The sequence below is a fragment of the Desulfobacter curvatus DSM 3379 genome (assembly GCF_000373985.1).
Classification (GTDB): domain Bacteria; phylum Desulfobacterota; class Desulfobacteria; order Desulfobacterales; family Desulfobacteraceae; genus Desulfobacter; species Desulfobacter curvatus.
The window spans coordinates 1-16,571 of record NZ_KB893127.1; the positions used below are offsets into that span (position 1 = coordinate 1).

The 16,571-nt window shown below is 49.5% G+C and carries 18 protein-coding genes and 1 pseudogene; 13 read left to right on the top strand and 6 right to left on the bottom strand.

What is annotated here, in order from left to right; all coding sequences use genetic code 11:
• The first annotated feature begins 303 nt into the window (after positions 1-303).
• Positions 304-1,173, top strand: coding sequence for a peptidoglycan-binding domain-containing protein (locus tag B147_RS0126355; RefSeq protein WP_020590194.1), 870 nt, complete (start codon positions 304-306; stop codon positions 1,171-1,173).
• 16 nt (positions 1,174-1,189) lie between these two features.
• Positions 1,190-1,762 (top strand): hypothetical protein, encoded by a 573-nt coding sequence (locus tag B147_RS0126360; protein WP_157238043.1) that lies wholly within the window; start codon positions 1,190-1,192, stop codon positions 1,760-1,762.
• Positions 1,763-2,171: 409 nt separating this feature from the next.
• On the opposite strand, the gene B147_RS0126365 is transcribed toward B147_RS0126360, so the two are convergent.
• Positions 2,172-2,855 carry an RluA family pseudouridine synthase gene (locus B147_RS0126365; RefSeq protein ID WP_083927990.1) on the bottom strand — a complete coding sequence of 228 codons (684 nt, stop codon included), beginning with the start codon at positions 2,853-2,855 and terminating at the stop codon, positions 2,172-2,174.
• 290 nt (positions 2,856-3,145) lie between these two features.
• Between B147_RS0126365 and B147_RS0126375 the strand changes: the two genes are divergently transcribed.
• The 4 genes and pseudogenes from B147_RS0126375 to B147_RS29845 all read left to right on the top strand — a co-directional run.
• The gene (locus tag B147_RS0126375) at positions 3,146-3,394 is read left to right on the top strand and encodes a helix-turn-helix domain-containing protein (RefSeq protein WP_020590198.1); all 249 of its coding nucleotides are present in this window, start codon (positions 3,146-3,148) and stop codon (positions 3,392-3,394) included.
• Positions 3,387-3,539 carry a hypothetical protein gene (locus B147_RS32040; RefSeq protein ID WP_020590199.1) on the top strand — a complete coding sequence of 51 codons (153 nt, stop codon included), beginning with the start codon at positions 3,387-3,389 and terminating at the stop codon, positions 3,537-3,539. The genes B147_RS0126375 and B147_RS32040 overlap by 8 nt, the downstream gene beginning before the upstream one ends.
• A 1-nt stretch (position 3,540) precedes the next feature.
• Positions 3,541-4,011 (top strand): HipA domain-containing protein, encoded by a 471-nt coding sequence (locus tag B147_RS0126385; RefSeq protein WP_020590200.1) that lies wholly within the window; start codon positions 3,541-3,543, stop codon positions 4,009-4,011.
• A 279-nt stretch (positions 4,012-4,290) separates the two neighbouring features.
• Positions 4,291-5,186: pseudogene (locus tag B147_RS29845) on the top strand (anaerobic carbon-monoxide dehydrogenase catalytic subunit); the annotation flags it as partial.
• Between the two features lie 239 nt (positions 5,187-5,425).
• On the opposite strand, the gene B147_RS33270 reads toward B147_RS29845, so the two are convergent.
• Together B147_RS33270 and B147_RS0126410 are read right to left on the bottom strand one after the other, a co-directional pair.
• On the bottom strand, positions 5,426-5,557 hold the full coding sequence (locus B147_RS33270; RefSeq protein ID WP_020590204.1) for a hypothetical protein: 132 nt from the start codon (positions 5,555-5,557) through the stop codon (positions 5,426-5,428).
• Between the two features lie 14 nt (positions 5,558-5,571).
• Entirely contained in the window at positions 5,572-6,369 is a 798-nt protein-coding gene (locus B147_RS0126410; protein ID WP_020590205.1) for a TSUP family transporter, read from the bottom strand.
• A 213-nt stretch (positions 6,370-6,582) separates the two neighbouring features.
• Between B147_RS0126410 and B147_RS0126415 the strand changes: the two genes are divergently transcribed.
• On the top strand, positions 6,583-7,401 hold the full coding sequence (locus tag B147_RS0126415; RefSeq protein WP_020590206.1) for a PEP-CTERM sorting domain-containing protein: 819 nt from the start codon (positions 6,583-6,585) through the stop codon (positions 7,399-7,401).
• Positions 7,402-7,552: 151 nt separating this feature from the next.
• On the opposite strand, the gene nadE is transcribed toward B147_RS0126415, so the two are convergent.
• From nadE to B147_RS0126430, 3 genes are read right to left on the bottom strand one after another with little or no spacing between them, the layout of a single operon-like run.
• Positions 7,553-8,332 (bottom strand): NAD(+) synthase, encoded by a 780-nt coding sequence (nadE, locus tag B147_RS0126420; RefSeq protein ID WP_020590207.1) that lies wholly within the window; start codon positions 8,330-8,332, stop codon positions 7,553-7,555.
• The gene (locus tag B147_RS0126425; protein WP_020590208.1) at positions 8,329-8,922 is read right to left on the bottom strand and encodes a TrmH family RNA methyltransferase; all 594 of its coding nucleotides are present in this window, start codon (positions 8,920-8,922) and stop codon (positions 8,329-8,331) included. Before B147_RS0126425 ends, nadE begins: the two co-directional genes overlap by 4 nt.
• A 43-nt stretch (positions 8,923-8,965) precedes the next feature.
• Positions 8,966-9,421 (bottom strand): hotdog fold thioesterase, encoded by a 456-nt coding sequence (locus B147_RS0126430; RefSeq protein WP_020590209.1) that lies wholly within the window; start codon positions 9,419-9,421, stop codon positions 8,966-8,968.
• Between the two features lie 349 nt (positions 9,422-9,770).
• On the opposite strand from B147_RS0126430, the gene fbaA reads away from it, so the two are divergent.
• The 6 genes from fbaA (at position 9,771) to B147_RS0126460 (ending at position 16,223) form a co-directional block, all read left to right on the top strand.
• Positions 9,771-10,802, top strand: coding sequence for a class II fructose-bisphosphate aldolase (gene fbaA, locus B147_RS0126435; RefSeq protein ID WP_020590210.1), 1,032 nt, complete (start codon positions 9,771-9,773; stop codon positions 10,800-10,802).
• An 11-nt stretch (positions 10,803-10,813) separates the two neighbouring features.
• Positions 10,814-12,394, top strand: a complete 1,581-nt coding sequence (locus B147_RS0126440) for an ABC transporter substrate-binding protein (RefSeq protein WP_020590211.1) — start codon at positions 10,814-10,816, stop codon at positions 12,392-12,394.
• 37 nt (positions 12,395-12,431) lie between these two features.
• Positions 12,432-13,436 (top strand): ABC transporter permease, encoded by a 1,005-nt coding sequence (locus B147_RS0126445; protein ID WP_020590212.1) that lies wholly within the window; start codon positions 12,432-12,434, stop codon positions 13,434-13,436.
• A gap of 200 nt (positions 13,437-13,636) precedes the next feature.
• Positions 13,637-14,575 carry a nickel transporter permease gene (gene nikC / locus B147_RS0126450; protein ID WP_020590213.1) on the top strand — a complete coding sequence of 313 codons (939 nt, stop codon included), beginning with the start codon at positions 13,637-13,639 and terminating at the stop codon, positions 14,573-14,575.
• Positions 14,575-15,453 carry an ABC transporter ATP-binding protein gene (locus B147_RS0126455; RefSeq protein ID WP_020590214.1) on the top strand — a complete coding sequence of 293 codons (879 nt, stop codon included), beginning with the start codon at positions 14,575-14,577 and terminating at the stop codon, positions 15,451-15,453. Before nikC ends, B147_RS0126455 begins: the two co-directional genes overlap by 1 nt.
• Positions 15,450-16,223, top strand: coding sequence for an ABC transporter ATP-binding protein (locus tag B147_RS0126460; RefSeq protein WP_020590215.1), 774 nt, complete (start codon positions 15,450-15,452; stop codon positions 16,221-16,223). The genes B147_RS0126455 and B147_RS0126460 overlap by 4 nt, the downstream gene beginning before the upstream one ends.
• The last annotated feature ends 348 nt before the right edge of the window (positions 16,224-16,571 follow it).

Consider the following 16,571-nt stretch of genomic DNA (forward strand, 5'->3'; position numbering starts at 1 on the left):
GGCGCTTTTATAGCTGGGCTGAAGCATGTGCCTTCAAATGGCTGAATCGCCGTGGAGGGAAGCGTAAAAGCTTCACCTTGAAGATTTTCACAAAAGCGATAGACCTTTTGGGTATTGCCAAACCAAAGATGAGAATTGTGAACAGGCAACATCGAGTATTCACATGAACAGATGTCTTATACGAAAGCGAGTATAACCGAGGAACCGGATGCGGGAAAACCGCACGTCCGGGTCTGTGCGGGGGGCGCTGGGTAACTGGCGTTCCTACCGCGAGAGGCGCCGAAAATAGTCGAGAGGAGAGTAATGATACGTACATTTGCAGAGAAACCGAAGGCTAGTCAGCAGACCACGTCGGCAAAATCTACGAAGCCTAGTCGACCATTTTTAGGCCAAAGTAGTGAGGTGAACTCAATTATCCACTTGCAGCGCACGATTGGGAATCAAGCCGTACAGCGATTGCTACAGTTTAAAACATCGGAAAATCCTTGGCAGGAGGGAGCAAGCGGCCAGGCGGTGCCGTTCGAGCCGGACACGGGTGCGCGGCCGGTGTTGCGATATGGCACGCGGGGAGAAGACGTCATAAGGCTCCAGCGGCGACTCAACCTGCACGGCGCCGATATCGTAGAGGACGGTATCTGGGGTCCAAATACGAACGCGGCCGTCACCGCGTTCCAGGCCCAGCACGGACTTGCGGTCGATGGCATCGTGGGTCCCCTCACCTGGGCCGTATTGGACCGTAACCCGCAAGCTGCCGAGCCGACGCCCCCGGACGATGAGCACAGTGTCCTAGGCGTCCAAGGCGACCCGATCAAAGACTTCCAGCCTGCGGCGCAGCAGCCAGTCGGGGGCGGCCCGCAGAAGGAACCGAGCATCGCCGATGTGGAGAAGTATGGACCCGGACCGTTCGCCTCGTTCGTGGCCGACGATCGTCTGGACCGGCAGGCTGCCTGCCTGCTGCACTACATGGCCTTGGCGCCGGCTTTCAGCTGGGCCCGGGATACGCCCGAGTTCATCCATCAGGAATTAAGCAACGGCAATTTGCTCGGAATCGTGAAGGCCTCGGAAGCGGCTAAGATGGCCGCCAAGGCTCACTCCTCGCACCGGGCAGCCATCACGGCCACTCAGCCAACGGGGGGGGGCATCCTATGCACCCTTCAAGGACCAAGGGGTTAGCCGCGGCTACTGCGTGTTGGCCAACAACTTCTTTACCCCGCCCACGATGCGGATGCCCATCCTCCTGCTTAGCCACGAGATTAACCATCACCGGGTACGGGACATTGCCGACGTCATGGCCAATGAACCGGCGGGGCAGAAGCTGACCGATCCGAACGAGTATGTCCTGGCCGACGTGTCGAAAAAATACGCCCCGGGCGTCATCCACACGCGCAAACAGTTTGTGGTGGAGCTCGCGGCCCGGCACGTGGCCTGGCACGTGGCGCAGCAGTACGACACCAAGATCGCCAAGACGCAGCCAAAACAAAAGTCCATGCCGACCCCGGGTCGCTTCTTCAAGGCAGCCTTCGACTACGCCAAAGGCGATCCCAGCTCCTATCACGACAATGGTTACATGGTGGAACTGGCCGGGCGCGGCGACGAGGTGTTGGGCAAACAGGTGGCGTTGTGGATGCTCCAAATGAATCGTATGGAGTTTCACAATCTGCCGACGACGAGCGATGCGGTCGGCGCCTGGTTTCTGAATGAGTACCAGGTAGCCGAGGCGGCTAATTTCAAACCGAGTGGCGTGGGTGAAGGGCTGGCGTGACCGACCAGATGTCCCCGCGTTATCCAGCATTGATTCGCTAGCTACTGGAGGGAGCGGTGCTGTGAGTGATGTCAAAAATCAAAAATAGGACTCCCAAATATTTGGCACATACCTCGCCTTCCCTTACCCTTCGACAAATTAAAGGGGCCAGGCTCGAATTGTTTTCGCCTAACATCTATATGACCGCCCCTTGTCAATAGGCAAAGTAAATTTATATCCGAAAAAACCGGATTTCTTTTAACATACGTTTTGTTGTATCTGCTGCCGTTACTTTTATTTTTTGAATTCAGGGTGAATTCAGGGGACAAATTCAGGGGACAGCATACATAATTCCAACAAGTGAATTGCTGACAAAAAAAACAGATCTTAAAGGTTAACAATGAATGGGGTTGAATTACATTTGATGGATCTATGCTCTGTCCTCTTCAAACAGCCGTGTAACTTCCGGGGGCAGATCCGGCAGTTCCAGGGTGACGGTTTTGCCTTTATCCTTGAATTTGAGGAAATAGGCGTGCAGGCCCATAGCGTCGAACTTCTTTTGGGTTTTTAAGAATTCAAGGGCTCTGGGGGAACCGTACCGGGGATCGCCTACGACCGGATGTCCTGCCAGTTTGGCGTGGCGCCGGATCTGGTGCTTGCGGCCGGTGAACAATTCAATGTCCAGAAGGGTATAGTGGAAGGACTGGTCCAGAACCCTGTAGCGGGTCATGGCTTTGACCCGTTTTCCCTGGCCCCGGGGATCGGCTCTGCCGCCGGCGGATTTGGTCAGGGGAGTATCCCAGGTGCCCCGCTGGCCGGGATGTTCAAAATGGCCGTGGACCAAGGCTTTATAGCGTTTTGTCACCTTCCCCCCGGCAAAAAGATTCGAGAGACCGGCCAGGGTGTCCCGGGCCGTGGCCACAAGGAGGAGTCCCGAAGTCTCCTTATCCAGGCGGTGCACAGGCTGAAGTATTTCCGTGCTGCCGGGGCCCAGTCTTTTTTGGAGTCCAGATATCACATCTTTGCCCGGATCGTTATGGACACTCATGCCCCCTGGCTTTTCCAGGCAGATCCAGCCTTGCCCCTGTTCTATGATTTTAATTTTTTCTTTCATGGCAGCCCATCCTATCCCATTCCGGGACGAGGGTCAAAAGACAATGAAGGGCAGCGGCAACTGCGGAATTTCGGGTGGGCCGGAACCGGTGCCGGACTGGATCGCATTGATCATTAACCGAGGTGAACGGTATTTTATAGAGGAATTGTCCGAACTTGGGTTAAAAGTTGAGTATGAATTCCATTTAGAAAAATTGGCTGTACATTTTCCCGATCGGGAAAATGTATTTTGGTCTTCCCGCTTCTTAGATGATTTTTCCCGATCGGGAAAAATAATAAAGAGGTGCACAATTGGATTCGAAAAGTATCGGCGAACTAATAAAAACCGCCAGGAAAGAACAGGGCTTCACGCAAACAGAAGCTGCGGGTTATCTTAATGTCGGCATACGGTTCTTATCTGAGTTGGAAAATGGGAAACCAACGGTTCAGCTCGGAAAAACCTTGCAGGTGCTCGAAGGGCTTGGGTATGAAACGCTGCTGGTACCAAAATCTAAAAGAACGATTATAAACTACGTCGAAAAGAACCTGATCAATGAATAAATTCTCCTTGCTCCAGGCTATTGGCGGAGATTGTGCCGGCGCCGTTTCTCTTTATCCCCCTGATGTGGATCACCCAGGACCAAATGAATACAAATATGAACCTTTTTCACAAAAAGAGTTGGAAAAGAAAATAAGAGTGCTTTGACTTGATTCGAAGAGAATGTTCAAATCCTATTGAAGATTCAAGAAAGCTTCTCAATCTGGTCTTGTTCAATGGATTGATCGGTAATGCTGATGGCCACGCGAAAAACATTTCGCTGCTGCACAATGAAAATGGGACAGTACTTGCGCCGTTCTATGATTTGGTTTCTACACTGGTTTATCCCCAGTTTACAAAAAAAATGCCGATGAAGATTGCCGGGAAAAAAAGAAATTTTGCCCATCTTCAAAAACATCATTTCGAATCTCTCAGTGAAGAGATTGGCATGAAGCCGAATATTGTGATTAAAACAGCGTTAAATTTGGCACAAAGAATAATGGATGTTTCTGAAGTAACGGCAATAGAGTTTAAAGCTAAATATGGATCAATTGAAATGGTCGACAAGATTAATTCTGTGATTTCATTTCACGCAAGATCATTGATTGATACATTGAGTAAGAATTCGGATCAGAAATAATAGGAACGAATATTTTTGATTTCAACTGATGACCATTCTCCACTTCTGTTCTGCCAGCGTTCATTTTATTTCTAAACTTTTTCTTTGTGACTGGATCCAGATCAAGGTTTTTGCGCTTTTTAAATCGTATATTATACCTGCAACGTAAGGAATCATTTAGCAGTTAATTAATAATAAGGAGGTCTGAACATGTTTTGTTTTCAATGTCAGGAAACCGCTAAAAACCAGGGATGTACCATTAATGGCATGTGTGGGAAAAAGGGAAGCACGGCAAATCTTCAGGATTTGAGTGTTGATGCCATGGTCGCCATGGTCATGAAAGCCGGAGAAACCGCCGTGACCACAATGGCGGCTTTAGATCAGGCCAATACCTAGGCTTACGGCAACCCGGAGATAGCGGAAGTCAATATTGGTGTGGGTTCAAACCCCGGCATTCTGATTTCCGGCCATGATCTGAAAGACATGGAAGAATTGCTGGAACAGACAAAAGGCACGGGGGGTGATGTGTATACCCATGGAGAAATGCTGCCTGCCAATTATTATCCTGCATTTAAAAAATACGATCACCTCAGAGGCAATTACGGTGGATCCTGGTGGCACCAAAACGAAGATTTTGAAACTTTTAACGGGCCCATGCTGATGACCACCAACTGCATTATTCCCATCAAAAAGAAAAATACATATCAGGATAGACTCGTTACGACCGGTGTTGTTTCCTATCCGGGCACAACGCATATTCCGGACAGAGCCAATGGCGGTGCCAAAGATTTCTCAAAGATTGTGGAACTTGCGAAATCCTGCCAACCGCCTACACAAATAGAAACAGGTACAATAAACTGGACCTGGGCGACATCGGCGGAATTCCAAGGGTGCTGGACGCGGGACAGTGCAACGACTCTTACTCACTGGCCGTGATCGCCATGAAACTGCGGGATGCATTCGGGCTGGATCACATTAATGACCTGCCGCTCTCCTTTGATATCGGTTGGTATGAGCAAAAGGCCGTGGCTGTTCTGTTGGCATTGCTGCACCTGGGTGTTAAGGGTATTCGTTTAGGTCCCACGCTGCCGGCTTTTGTTTCACCCACGGTGTTGAATGTTCTGGTTGAGAATTTTGATATCAAGCCCATTGGAGACGTTGACACAGATATTAAAGCCATGATGGCCGGTAAGTAGTGTAAAAATAGTTCAAATAAGAAAGCAGCCGTTAGAACGAATCTTGACGGCCGCTTTCTTGGTGAATCCCAGGTTAATAAGGTATTGACATCAATAATCATGTTCTGGACCACATCTCCGGTGGCGGCCTTCGCCGTGACATACTCTGCGAAATCGCCCCTGGGCAGATGACAGTCCACGCATTGGGCCCTGAATCTTTGGAGATTGTTGCCGGTCTTTCAGTTTGAAAATGACAATGGTTACATGCGGATGACATGGGGCGTTTGGCCTACATGTTCCGGAAATTTGGCCAGGGCGTTGGCGGCAATGATGATGGCGGTGTTGGTCAGAGGATGGTAGTTATGCTGTCCTTCCTGGGTCGTCTGCAGCATGGTTCTTTCTTTGTTTACGGGATGTAATTCACATAAATCAGTCTGACAATGGTTAAAAAGACCATGGTCAAAAAAATGGGCCGGATAAAGGGCGCACCGCGTTTGATGGCCATGCCGGAACCGATATTGGCCCCGATGATCTGGCCTGCCGCCATAATCAACCCTGCGGTGTACAGCACATTGCCTCCTGCGATGAACAGGGACAATGCTGTGATATTTGATACAAAGTTCATGATCCGGGTGGTGCCGGTGGCCTTGGTCATGTCCATGCCCATGAAAATGAGTAAAGCCCCGGTCCAGAACGCGCCGGTACCCGGGCCGAAAAATCCGTCATAGAAGCCCAATCCAAATCCGAAAAGCAGGAAAAATATATTTTTTTGCATCCTGGCCTTTATCTGGACTACGCCCAGATTTTTTGCCATAAGGGTATAGAAAAATACAAACAGCAGCATAAAGGGCACCAGGTGTTTGATAAAATCCGCATGGATCTGCTGAATGGCCCTGGCGCCTGTGGTGGCACCCATCAAGGTGAATGCGATGCCCACCACATTGTCGGACAATTTTACCTTGCCTTTGAGGATGAAGTTGGCTGCTGCCGACAATGTGCCGAAACTGCCCTGGAATTTGTTCGTGCCTAAAGCCAACTGGGGGGGCAGTCCCACGGACAGAAGTGCAGGCAGAGCGATGAGACCGCCGCCGCCTGCAATGGCGTCCACAAATCCTGCCAATAGGCCTGAAACAAATAAAATTGAATAGGACGGAAAGGTCAGTTCCATTGTTTGTGCATGTTCCTGTGTTATTTTTTTATGCATATTTTCCTTGCTGTGGCCTCTTATTACCTGGGGAACACGGGCCTTGTCAAGGCGGCCATTTTGTTTTGGTGTTTGCCTTTTGAGAAGGTTGTGTGTATAAAAATATTAGTTTCTTCACGTTTTTGTTAATTATCTTAATGGGATTGTAAAATCATTTCAGCCTTTCAATAGAAGAAATATAAATATTTGCAATCAGTTAAACTGGAGTCGAGCATGAAACAAAAATTAATTCTACTATTCTCGAGTGTTACGGTGATGTTTTTATTGTCGATTAATGCAAATGCTGCATCTGTTAAAGTTCTTTCAGATGTACCGGCATACAGTTGGTATCATGGTTGCGGGCCGACTGCAGCGGCTTCAATTTTGGGGTATTATGACCTCCATGGATACGATTCTTTATTTGACGCGAGTGGGTGGAATGACGTCCGACTAACGTCCAATGTACAAGATGAAATATCAAGTCCTGCACATAATTTAAAGTATGATCCTGAGCCGGATGAGCCTTATCTTGATGATCCGCCGGATGCCAGTATCGCCGATTTTTTTCATACCTCTGAAGACAAATCTTATATTTCTGAACCCCAAACTTATGGATGGAGTTATCTTAGTGATGCTGCTGATGCATTTATAGGTTATGCAAAGTATCGTGGTTATGACGATTGGGATGCCTGGAATGAACCTTTTGGAAGTGAAGGATTTACATGGAATATTTTTACAAATGAAATCGACAATGACCGCCCTGTGATGTTCTTAATTGATACGGATGCTGACAACTCAACAGATCATTTTGTTCCTGTTTTTGGCTATAATACTGAAACCATGGAATATGCATGTTATACGACCAGGGATGGGGCTGAATCTGAGACGGTCAGCTGGCAATCGTTTCAAGATATGGGAAATGATTGGGGTATAGGATATGCTACTTTTGTTTTACCCGGCGCTTCTGATGCAGTGCCGATACCTTCTACGATAATATTGTTGGGTGTTGGGCTGATGGGCCTTGCCGGGATGAGTAGAAAAAATAGCGTATAGGGAATTTTTTGAGGTCCTTAACCTGGGAGCGCGGGCTTTTCGCCCACATCGTCCTTTTGTTGGCGAGACGCCCGCGCTCCCGGATATGGCAAAAAGGGCAGCAAGTTCTTTTCAGCCCGATCCTTATCCAATATGCTGTTGTGTTAAAAATTTATAATTTCAACTCCCCGGGTATGATGCACACCGGGATGGGTTCCATTTTATGCCGGTTGGCCCGGTTAAATTTCCGGTAGACTTCCAGAACCTCTTTCTGACGATCCGTTATCTCCCGGCTTTTGTCACCGGCTTCATACCCCATGGCCCATTCCAGTTCCTCATAGGACGCACCGATCTGGCTTTCATCCGTACGGTTGTCTTCCCAAAGTCCGTCGGTTGGCCGGGCTGACAGTATATCCTGGCTCACACCAAGATAGCGGCCCAGTTCATACACTTGGGTTTTCATCAGGTCCGCAATGGGAGATATGTCCACACCGCCGTCCCCGTATTTGGTGTAAAATCCCACGCCGAAATCCTCCACCTTATTTCCGGTGCCGGCCACAAGCATGCGGTGGTGGGAGGCAAATGAATACAGGGTGATCATGCGCAGCCTGGATCGGGTGTTCGCCATGGTCAAGCCGTCCTGGATATCATTGGGCAACGTGGTTTTTACCTGTTCAAACACCGGTGTCAGGTTGACATCATACCCTGTAGCATTGTCATAGGATTTGGACAGCCAGGCAATGTGCTCACCGGCTAGGGAGACCTGGTCAGGTGCCTGGTGGATGGGCATATTCAAAGCGATTACGGGGTGACCGGTTCTTGCACATAATGTTGATGTGACAGCGGAATCAATCCCGCCCGATACACCGACGGTAAATCCCTTTAATCCGGATGCCTCGACATAGTTTTTCAGCCAGTTGATGATGTGGGCAGCCACTTTTTCTGCGTTCATACTCTTTCCTTGCATGGATGGGTTGCTTGGGGTTCCAAATCCCGGCAGGCAAACTGCCGGGTGTATTCGTACAGGATAATGGAAGCGGCAACACTGACGTTCAGACTTTGGGAGCGCCCGTACTGGGGAATGGTCAGTCGCCCTACTTCCGGGAACAGATCTGGTTCAAAGCTGATACCGAATTCCTCGTGGCCAAACACAAAAGCGCTTTTTTCAGGCAGGGCCACATCCATCACCGGATCTCCCTGGCCCGGTTCAAGTATAAAGGGCGTATATCCCCTTTCAAGAAGTTCCGCGTAACAGGAGATGAATCGGCTGTGGAATTTTGCCGGCACGTGTTTGAATGCGCCCCTGGCAGGTGCCGGATCAAAGAAATCAGTGCCGATCAGATGAACCTCATGGCAGCCAAAGGCTTCTGAACTTCTGAATATTTTGCCTATGTTAAAGGTGGGTTTCAGGCCGTCCAGAACAATGATGCATTTATGGATACCCTGTGTAGCCAGACGGTTTTTATTCCGGTGGCGGCGGAATCGGCGCCTTGCCTCTTCCTTTGACGCCTTGATCATCATTCTTGCTTTATATGAGCCCATGACTCTTTTCCCCAGTTAAGTTCCCACTCTTTTGTATACACCGTTACCGCATGAATTGCAAAATTGTTTGATTGTGTCTTTTTTGAATTTCTAAAACAGCCATGGTCAAGCGGGAGGCGCAGATCATTTCTCCTTTACCGTTTTTAATGTCAATGTCCCATACTTGGGTCGTCCTGCCTATATGTAAAGGTGTGGTTCGGCCTGTGACTCGTCCCTGGGAGATACTTTTGATGTGATTTGCTTTGATTTCAAGGCCCACACTGTAAAATCCTTCCTCAAGGGTCATCTGGGAGGCGCAACTGCCAAGGGTTTCGGCCAGGACCACCGAAGCTCCGCCGTGGAGTATGCCCATGGGTTGGTGGGTGCGGGCATCCACGGGCATGGATGCGGTTAAAAAGTCCTCCCCTTTTTCTTCAAACGTAATATCCAGATGACCCAACATTGTATTTGCCTTGAACCGGTTCATATCATCAACAGTGAACTCTTTTTTCCAGATCATGTTTTGTCCTTAATTGCTTTATCCTGATTTGGGCTCAACAACTTGCTTTGTTCATGCCATTTTCTTCTGGTGTTGTGCGAATCGCGCCGTTGCGTTATTACATATTGGATTTGAATGAACTTTGCAATAACGGCTGTTGTGTATTTTCAAATACCTTTGAATAAGGTATTGTTCGATATTCGAATTGCATTTGGAAAATTACATTTCTCTTTTCATCGTTTGGAATTTAAGAGAAAATAATATCGGTTTTGTTATTTTATGCCTTTTCCCCGATGCAATCCCGACAATCCCATGACAGAGATAATTGTAAAAGGTATTCAACCATTCAATTAAACTAAGGAGACCTATCATGCCAATCGTTGATTATCAGCAATATTGCCGGATGCTGGATAACGCCAAACAAAACAAGTTTGCATACCCGGCCATTAATACCACCTCAAGCGAAACCATTAATGCCGCGCTTCTGGCATTCAAGGAGGCCAACAGCGACGGCATTATCCAGGTCTCCACAGGCGGGGGCAGTTTTGCCTCGGGCCTGGGGGTGGGACAATCGTATAAAGGCGCCATTGCCCTGGCGGAATTTGCCCACGTCATGGCAGCCCATTATGATGTCAATATTGCCCTGCATACGGATCACTGTCACCCTGAATATGTAGAACCTTTCTTAATGCCATTGATCCAGGAGACCGCAAAGCGCCGTGCCAAGGGCCTGCCCAATCTGTTCAGTTCACACATGTACGACGGCTCTGCTTTGCCAATGGAGGAAAATATCCGGGCTTCGAAAGAAATCATGGCAGCTTGTGTGGCCAATGACCTGATCCTGGAAATTGAAACCGGTGTGGTCGGCGGCGAGGAAGACGGCCATGATACGTCCGGGGTGAAAAAAGAAAAACTGTATACGACACCCGAAGACATGGTACTGGCTGCCAGGGAACTGGGGGGCATGGGAAGGTTTCTTTTAGCCGCCACCTTCGGTAATGTGCATGGAGTGTACAAGCCGGGTAATGTGGTGCTCAAGCCCACAATTTTAAAAGACGGCCAAGAGGCTGTAGCCAAGGCCCTTGGTGCGGATACCCGGCTGGATCTGGTGTTCCATGGTGGATCCGGTTCCGAATTAAAGGATATCCACGAAGCCCTTGATTACGGGGTGGTTAAAATGAATGTGGACACAGACACCCAGTACGCCTATACCCGGCCCGTGGCGGACCATATGATGAAAAATTATGATGGTGTGCTCAAAATTGAAGGGGAGGTGGGCAACAAAAAAGTGTACGATCCCCGTTCCTGGGGCAAGAAAGCTGAGCGGAGCATGGCGGACCGGATCATGCAGGCCTGCCGGGACTTAAGGTCCGAGGGCACTTCCCTTGGAAAAAATATCTGAAGGAGGGAAAAATGAAGAGACAGTTCCTGTTTGTTTTTGTCTTGTCGTTATTTGTGATACAGGCAGCCCAGGCATCCACCCCCAAAGATACCCTTGTCATGGCGTTTAATATAGATGAGATTGTCTCACTGGATCCGGCTGAAATTTTTGAATTTGCCAATGGCGAATATGCCGCCAACGCATACGATCGCCTGATTAACTATAATGTGGATAATGTCAGTGAGATATATCCGGGTATTGCCGAAAGCTGGGAAACTTCCGATGACGGTTTGACCTACACCTTTAAAATCAGGAAAGGTGTTACCTTTGCCTCGGGTAACACGCTGTCGGCGGACGATGTCGTTTTTTCACTTCGCCGGGTTGTCCTGCTTGACAAGTCGCCGGCCTTTATTCTGACCCAGTTTGGGTTTACGCCTGAAAACGTGAACCGGACCATCACCAAGAAGGATGATTACACGGTGAAAATCATTGTGGATCAGGCCTACGCCCCCACATTTTTTCTTTATTGTCTGACCTCAACAGCCGGGTCTGTTATAGATAAAAAAGAGGTTCTGGCCCATGAAAAGGACGGTGATCTTGGCTATGGCTGGCTTAAGACCGGGTATGCCGGTTCCGGGCCCTATACACTAAGAACATGGAAGGCATCGGAACTCATCATATTGGACGCCAATAAAAATTACTGGGGGGGAGCACCCAAATTGAACCGCGTCGTCATCCGGCATATTGTCGGATCTGCCAGCCAGCGCATGCTGCTTGAAAAAGGCGACATTGATATGGCAAGGAATCTGACTGGGGATGATTTGAAAAGTCTGGAGAAGAATAAAAATATAAAAATCCAGACAAGGGCCAAAGGAGCAATCTATTACCTGGGGCTGAATCAGAAAAACAAATATCTCAAGATACCTGAGGTGCGCCAGGCACTTAAGTACCTGATTGATTACAAAGGTATGGCGCAGACCTTCCTCAGCGGCAAGGCCACTGTGCACCAGGCATTTTTGCCAAAGGGTTTTCTGGGCGCGCTGGAAGAAACGCCTTTTTCCCTTGATATTGAAAAAGCAAAAGCGCTTTTGAAAAAGGCAGGTCTTGAAAACGGCTTCACCGTCACTATGGACACAAGGAATACCGAACCCGTTACCTCCATGGCCCTTTCCATCCAGTCCTCCTTTGCCAAAGCCGGCATAAAACTTGACATTATTCCCGGAGACGGCAAGCAGACGTTGACCAAATACCGCGCCCGGAAGCACGACATCTTTATTATAGACTGGGGACCGGATTATATGGATCCGCACACCAATGCAGATACCTTTGCCCGGAATCCGGACAACTCCGACAATGCAAAATTCAAAACCCTGGCCTGGAGAAATGCCTGGGATATCCCGGAGATGACCCAAAAAGCCGACGCCGCTGTCATGGAACGGGATACGGCCAAACGCGTCCAAATGTACCTGGATCTCCAGCGGGAACACCAGCAGACCTCTCCTTTTGTCATTATGTTCCAGAGTATTGAAGTCGTGGCTGAAAGGGCCAATGTTGAAAATTTTATTTTGGGTCCAAGTTTTGACAGTAACTTTTACCGGTACACAACCAAATAACACGCGTGGGCTTTTAACAAAATCGGGATTGGCCGGAATGCTGAAGCAGGCGGTCCGGATACTGGTGATGTTGGCAACCACCTTTTTAGGCCTTTTGCTGATTACTTTTCTCATCGGCCGGGTTGTTCCCATTGATCCGGTTCTGGCCGTGGTCGGAGACAAAGCCTCCCCCCAGGTTTACGAAAAAGCCCGCATTGCCATGGGGCTGAACCTGCCGCTGTGGAAACAGTTTTGTATTTATGTCGGCAATGTGCTCACAGGGGATTTGGGGACATCCGTGCTGACGGCCAATCCTGTGATTGACGATATCTTAAGGGTTTTTCCGGCCACCTTTGAACTGGCTGTCACGGCCTCGGTCATCGGCATTTTGCTGGGCATTCCCCTTGGTATATTTTCGGCGGTAAAAAAAGGCAGCTTTTGGGACCATGTCCTGCGTGTCATCGGCCTGTTTGGTCATTCCCTGCCCATTTTTTGGCTTGGGCTCATGGGGTTGATGTTCTTCTATGTCCGGCTTGACCTGCTGCCGGGCCCCGGCCGGGTGGATATTTTTTATGAGGGCATTGTAACGCCTGTCACCGGCATTTTGATGATCGACAGCATTGTTGCCGGGGAGTGGGACATTTTCAGAAACGCCATGTCTCATTTGATTCTTCCGGCATCCCTGCTCGGGTATTATTCCATGGCATATCTGTTGAGGATGACCCGGTCCTTCATGATCGAACAGCTTGGCCAGGAGTATATTCTGACTGCCCGGGTTAAGGGCGTCAAGGAGTGGAAGGTGATATGGGGCCATGCGTTAGGCAACTGTGCCATTCCATTGATTACCGTTATTGCCCTGAGCTTCGGGACCCTGCTTGAAGGCTCGGTGCTGACCGAAACCGTTTTTGCCTGGCCGGGCCTGGGCCTCTATTTAACAAATTCCCTGCTCAACGCCGACATGAATGCGGTTTTAGGCAGCACCATAGTTGTGGGCGCTATTTTTCTTGGGGTTAACCTGTTCTCCGACTTTTTATACAAAGTGGTGGACCCAAGGGCTCGTTAATTTTCCCCCATGTTTTTATAAGAAAGTCTCCAGCAATTAACTGGATTCTTTCTATCTTTGTTGTGGGGCGAAGCCTGGGTGTAGATAGACCAAGGACGGCCCGTGGCCGTTACGTTATAAGAAAGTTTCAATAAGTTACTAAATTACTTTCATGTTTTGTTGTGGGTTGAGCCTGGGTGTTGATAGACCAAGGACGGTCCGTGACCGTTATTCAAATGATGACAAAAAAGGCATTAAAAACAGGTGGTATAGGGGAATGGCTTCTGGCAGATACCCCGAACTCGGCTTTCCAGGCCTGGTCCGGCAGAGCCTATCTGGGCCTTTTGGCATTCATGAAAAACCGCTTGGCGGTGCTTGGGCTGCTGGTTATTGTGGCCCTGATTGTCATTGCGATACTTGCACCGGTCATTGCCTCCTATGATCCGGTGGAAACGAACATCGGCAATCGCCTTCAGCCATTGTCTTCAAGCCACTATTTCGGTACCGACGAGATGGGCCGTGATATTTTTTCCCGGGTGATCTGGGGCTCCCGCCTGACCCTTTACGTCATCGGCCTTGTGGCCATCATTGCGGCTCCTGTGGGAATCCTTGTGGGCACGGTTGCAGGGTATTTGGGCGGAATCATTGACACGATACTCATGCGTATCACAGATGTTTTCCTTGCGTTTCCCAAACTTATTTTGGCCCTGGCCTTTGTTTCCGCCCTGGGGCCGGGTATTGAAAACGCCATTATTGCCATCTCCATTACTTCCTGGCCACCCTATGCCAGGATCGCCCGGGCAGAGACCATCACCATCAGAAATGCCGATTTCATTAAGGCCATCAGGCTGCAGGGTGCAAGTGCCTTCAGGATCATTACCGGCCATATCATGCCCCTTTGCCTGCCGTCGCTGATTATCCGGGTGACCCTGGATATGGCCGGGATCATCCTCACAGCCGCAGGCCTTGGGTTTCTGGGTTTGGGTGCCCAGCCGCCCTCTCCGGAATGGGGGGCGATGACTGCCGGCGGAAGAACATATATCATTGACCACTGGTGGGTGATCACCATGCCCGGAACGGCCATCTTTATTGTCAGCCTTGCATTCAACCTTCTGGGGGATGGGCTCCGCGACGTCCTTGATCCAAGGAGTGATAAGTGATGATCGAGAATACCCCATTGCTGACGGTAAATGATCTGTCTGTGACCTTTCCTTCTCCCAAGGGGGATGTCCGTGCGGTCAACAACGTCAGCTTTTCCATGGGCAGGGAAAAAATAGGCATTGTGGGAGAATCCGGTTCCGGCAAGTCCGTGACCGGCCGGGCTGTACTGCGTTTGCTGCCCCCATATGCCGGGGTCAGTGCATCTCAGATCTCTTTTAAGGGGAAAAACCTGATGGATTTTTCCGAAAAGCAGATGAGAAAAATCAGAGGCATGGAGATCTCCATGGTTATGCAGGATCCAAAGTACTCCCTGAATCCGGTGCGACCCGTGGGAGAGCAGATTTCAGAAGCCTATACCATCCACCATAAAGCCGGGAAAAAGCAGGCCCGGCAAAAGACGTTGGATATGCTTAAAGCCGTGAGGATCAGGAATCCTGCGCAGGTCTACGGCCTTTATCCCCATGAGGTGTCCGGGGGCATGGGGCAGAGAATCATGATTGCCATGATGCTTATTCCTAAGCCCAGTCTGCTCATTGCCGATGAACCCACCTCCGCCCTGGATGTTACGGTGCAGCTCCAGATCCTTGCCATCCTGGATGATCTGGTCAGTGAACGGGGTATGGGCCTTATTTTTATCTCCCATGATCTTGAGCTTGTTTCCTCATTCTGCGACAGGGTGATCATTATGTACGGCGGGCAAATCATGGAAATGGTGGAGGCCGGTAATCTTCATAAATCAAATCATCCGTACACAGAAGGATTGCTTTCCTGTCTGCCAAAAATAGACGGCACCCAGGATCATCTGCCCACACTTGTCCGGGATGACGCCTGGCTTAAGCCGGTGCCGGGACATGTCCACAAAGAGGCTGGGTCATGATTGCCGTTGAGAATCTCAATGTTTTTTTCGGTCATGGCCTGACCCGCAACCATGCGGTAAAGGATGTTGATTTTACCGTGAAAAAGGGTGAGAGTTTCGGCCTGGTGGGAGAGTCCGGGTCAGGAAAATCGACCATTCTCAACTGTATTGCAGGCCTTTTGACCCATTGGACAGGGCGTATTGAAATTGGCGGCGCCAGGTTAACAAAGACAAGGAACATGGCCTTCTGCCGAAAGGTTCAGATGGTTTTCCAGGACCCCTACGGCTCCCTTCATCCCAGGCATTCCATTGACCGGACACTCAAAGAACCGCTGAAAATACATCGGCTTGGGGATGCCAACCGCCGGGTGGCGCGTGTGCTTGACGAGGTGGGTCTGGGCACGAAATTCAGGTTTCGTTTTCCCCACCAGCTTTCCGGCGGGCAGCGCCAGCGGGTGGCTGTGGCCCGGGCCCTTATCCTTGCTCCTGAAGTTATCCTGCTTGATGAACCCACCTCTGCTCTGGATGTATCCATCCAGGCCGAGGTGCTCAATCTGCTCCAGGATCTGCGAAGGGAAAAAAATTTGACCTATGTCCTTGTCAGTCACGACCTTGCCGTGGTCTCCCATATGTGCAATACACTGCTGGTGATGAACCGTGGCCGAGTTGTTGAAACCATAACCCGTAGTCAGCTTAAAAACGGTACGATCAATGAAGAATATACAAAGCAGCTGCTTGTTGCCGGCAAGGGATATGACCGCACAGCCATTGATCGGTTTCAGGATTTCTAACGGCCATGGGCCGACCCGGTCTATCAGCACCCAGGCTCACCCCACAACAAAGATAGAAAGAATCCAGTTACTTGCTTGGGGCTTTCATATAAAACAGGGTTTGCGGCCGCACAGCGCTGACGCATCAAAATTTATTATCAATGATATCAGGGGGGCGGAGCGACATCTAAAATTATTTTGTCGCAAAATTATAATAGACACTCTGCAGGTCTTTTGATAATGTAACGTGGATGTGTGTGAGTTCACCCACCAATCGAAACGTTACATTTGAGGAGAAAACGCTGTGATAAGCCAGTGTGGTCGGCAGATTAAAAACGCAGAACTTGAACAGATTCGCGAGACGGTAAA

Excerpts from the sequence above, each read along its gene's own strand:
- nadE (WP_020590207.1), bottom strand. The coding sequence starts at position 8,332 with ATGAACGCAGAAAAAGTGGCTGCCCACATCATCAACTGGCTGAAAAAC.
- B147_RS32040 (WP_020590199.1), top strand. The coding sequence starts at position 3,387 with ATGAATAAATTCTCCTTGCTCCAGGCTATTGGCGGAGATTGTGCCGGC.
- B147_RS0126445 (WP_020590212.1), top strand. The coding sequence starts at position 12,432 with ATGCTGAAGCAGGCGGTCCGGATACTGGTGATGTTGGCAACCACCTTT.
- B147_RS0126415 (WP_020590206.1), top strand. The coding sequence starts at position 6,583 with ATGAAACAAAAATTAATTCTACTATTCTCGAGTGTTACGGTGATGTTT.
- fbaA (WP_020590210.1), top strand. The coding sequence starts at position 9,771 with ATGCCAATCGTTGATTATCAGCAATATTGCCGGATGCTGGATAACGCC.
- B147_RS0126410 (WP_020590205.1), bottom strand. The coding sequence starts at position 6,369 with ATGCATAAAAAAATAACACAGGAACATGCACAAACAATGGAACTGACC.
- B147_RS0126460 (WP_020590215.1), top strand. The coding sequence starts at position 15,450 with ATGATTGCCGTTGAGAATCTCAATGTTTTTTTCGGTCATGGCCTGACC.
- B147_RS0126355 (WP_020590194.1), top strand. The coding sequence starts at position 304 with ATGATACGTACATTTGCAGAGAAACCGAAGGCTAGTCAGCAGACCACG.
- B147_RS0126440 (WP_020590211.1), top strand. The coding sequence starts at position 10,814 with ATGAAGAGACAGTTCCTGTTTGTTTTTGTCTTGTCGTTATTTGTGATA.
- B147_RS0126430 (WP_020590209.1), bottom strand. The coding sequence starts at position 9,421 with ATGATCTGGAAAAAAGAGTTCACTGTTGATGATATGAACCGGTTCAAG.
- B147_RS0126455 (WP_020590214.1), top strand. The coding sequence starts at position 14,575 with ATGATCGAGAATACCCCATTGCTGACGGTAAATGATCTGTCTGTGACC.
- B147_RS0126425 (WP_020590208.1), bottom strand. The coding sequence starts at position 8,922 with ATGGGCTCATATAAAGCAAGAATGATGATCAAGGCGTCAAAGGAAGAG.
- B147_RS0126365 (WP_083927990.1), bottom strand. The coding sequence starts at position 2,855 with ATGAAAGAAAAAATTAAAATCATAGAACAGGGGCAAGGCTGGATCTGC.
- B147_RS33270 (WP_020590204.1), bottom strand. The coding sequence starts at position 5,557 with ATGCTGCAGACGACCCAGGAAGGACAGCATAACTACCATCCTCTGACC.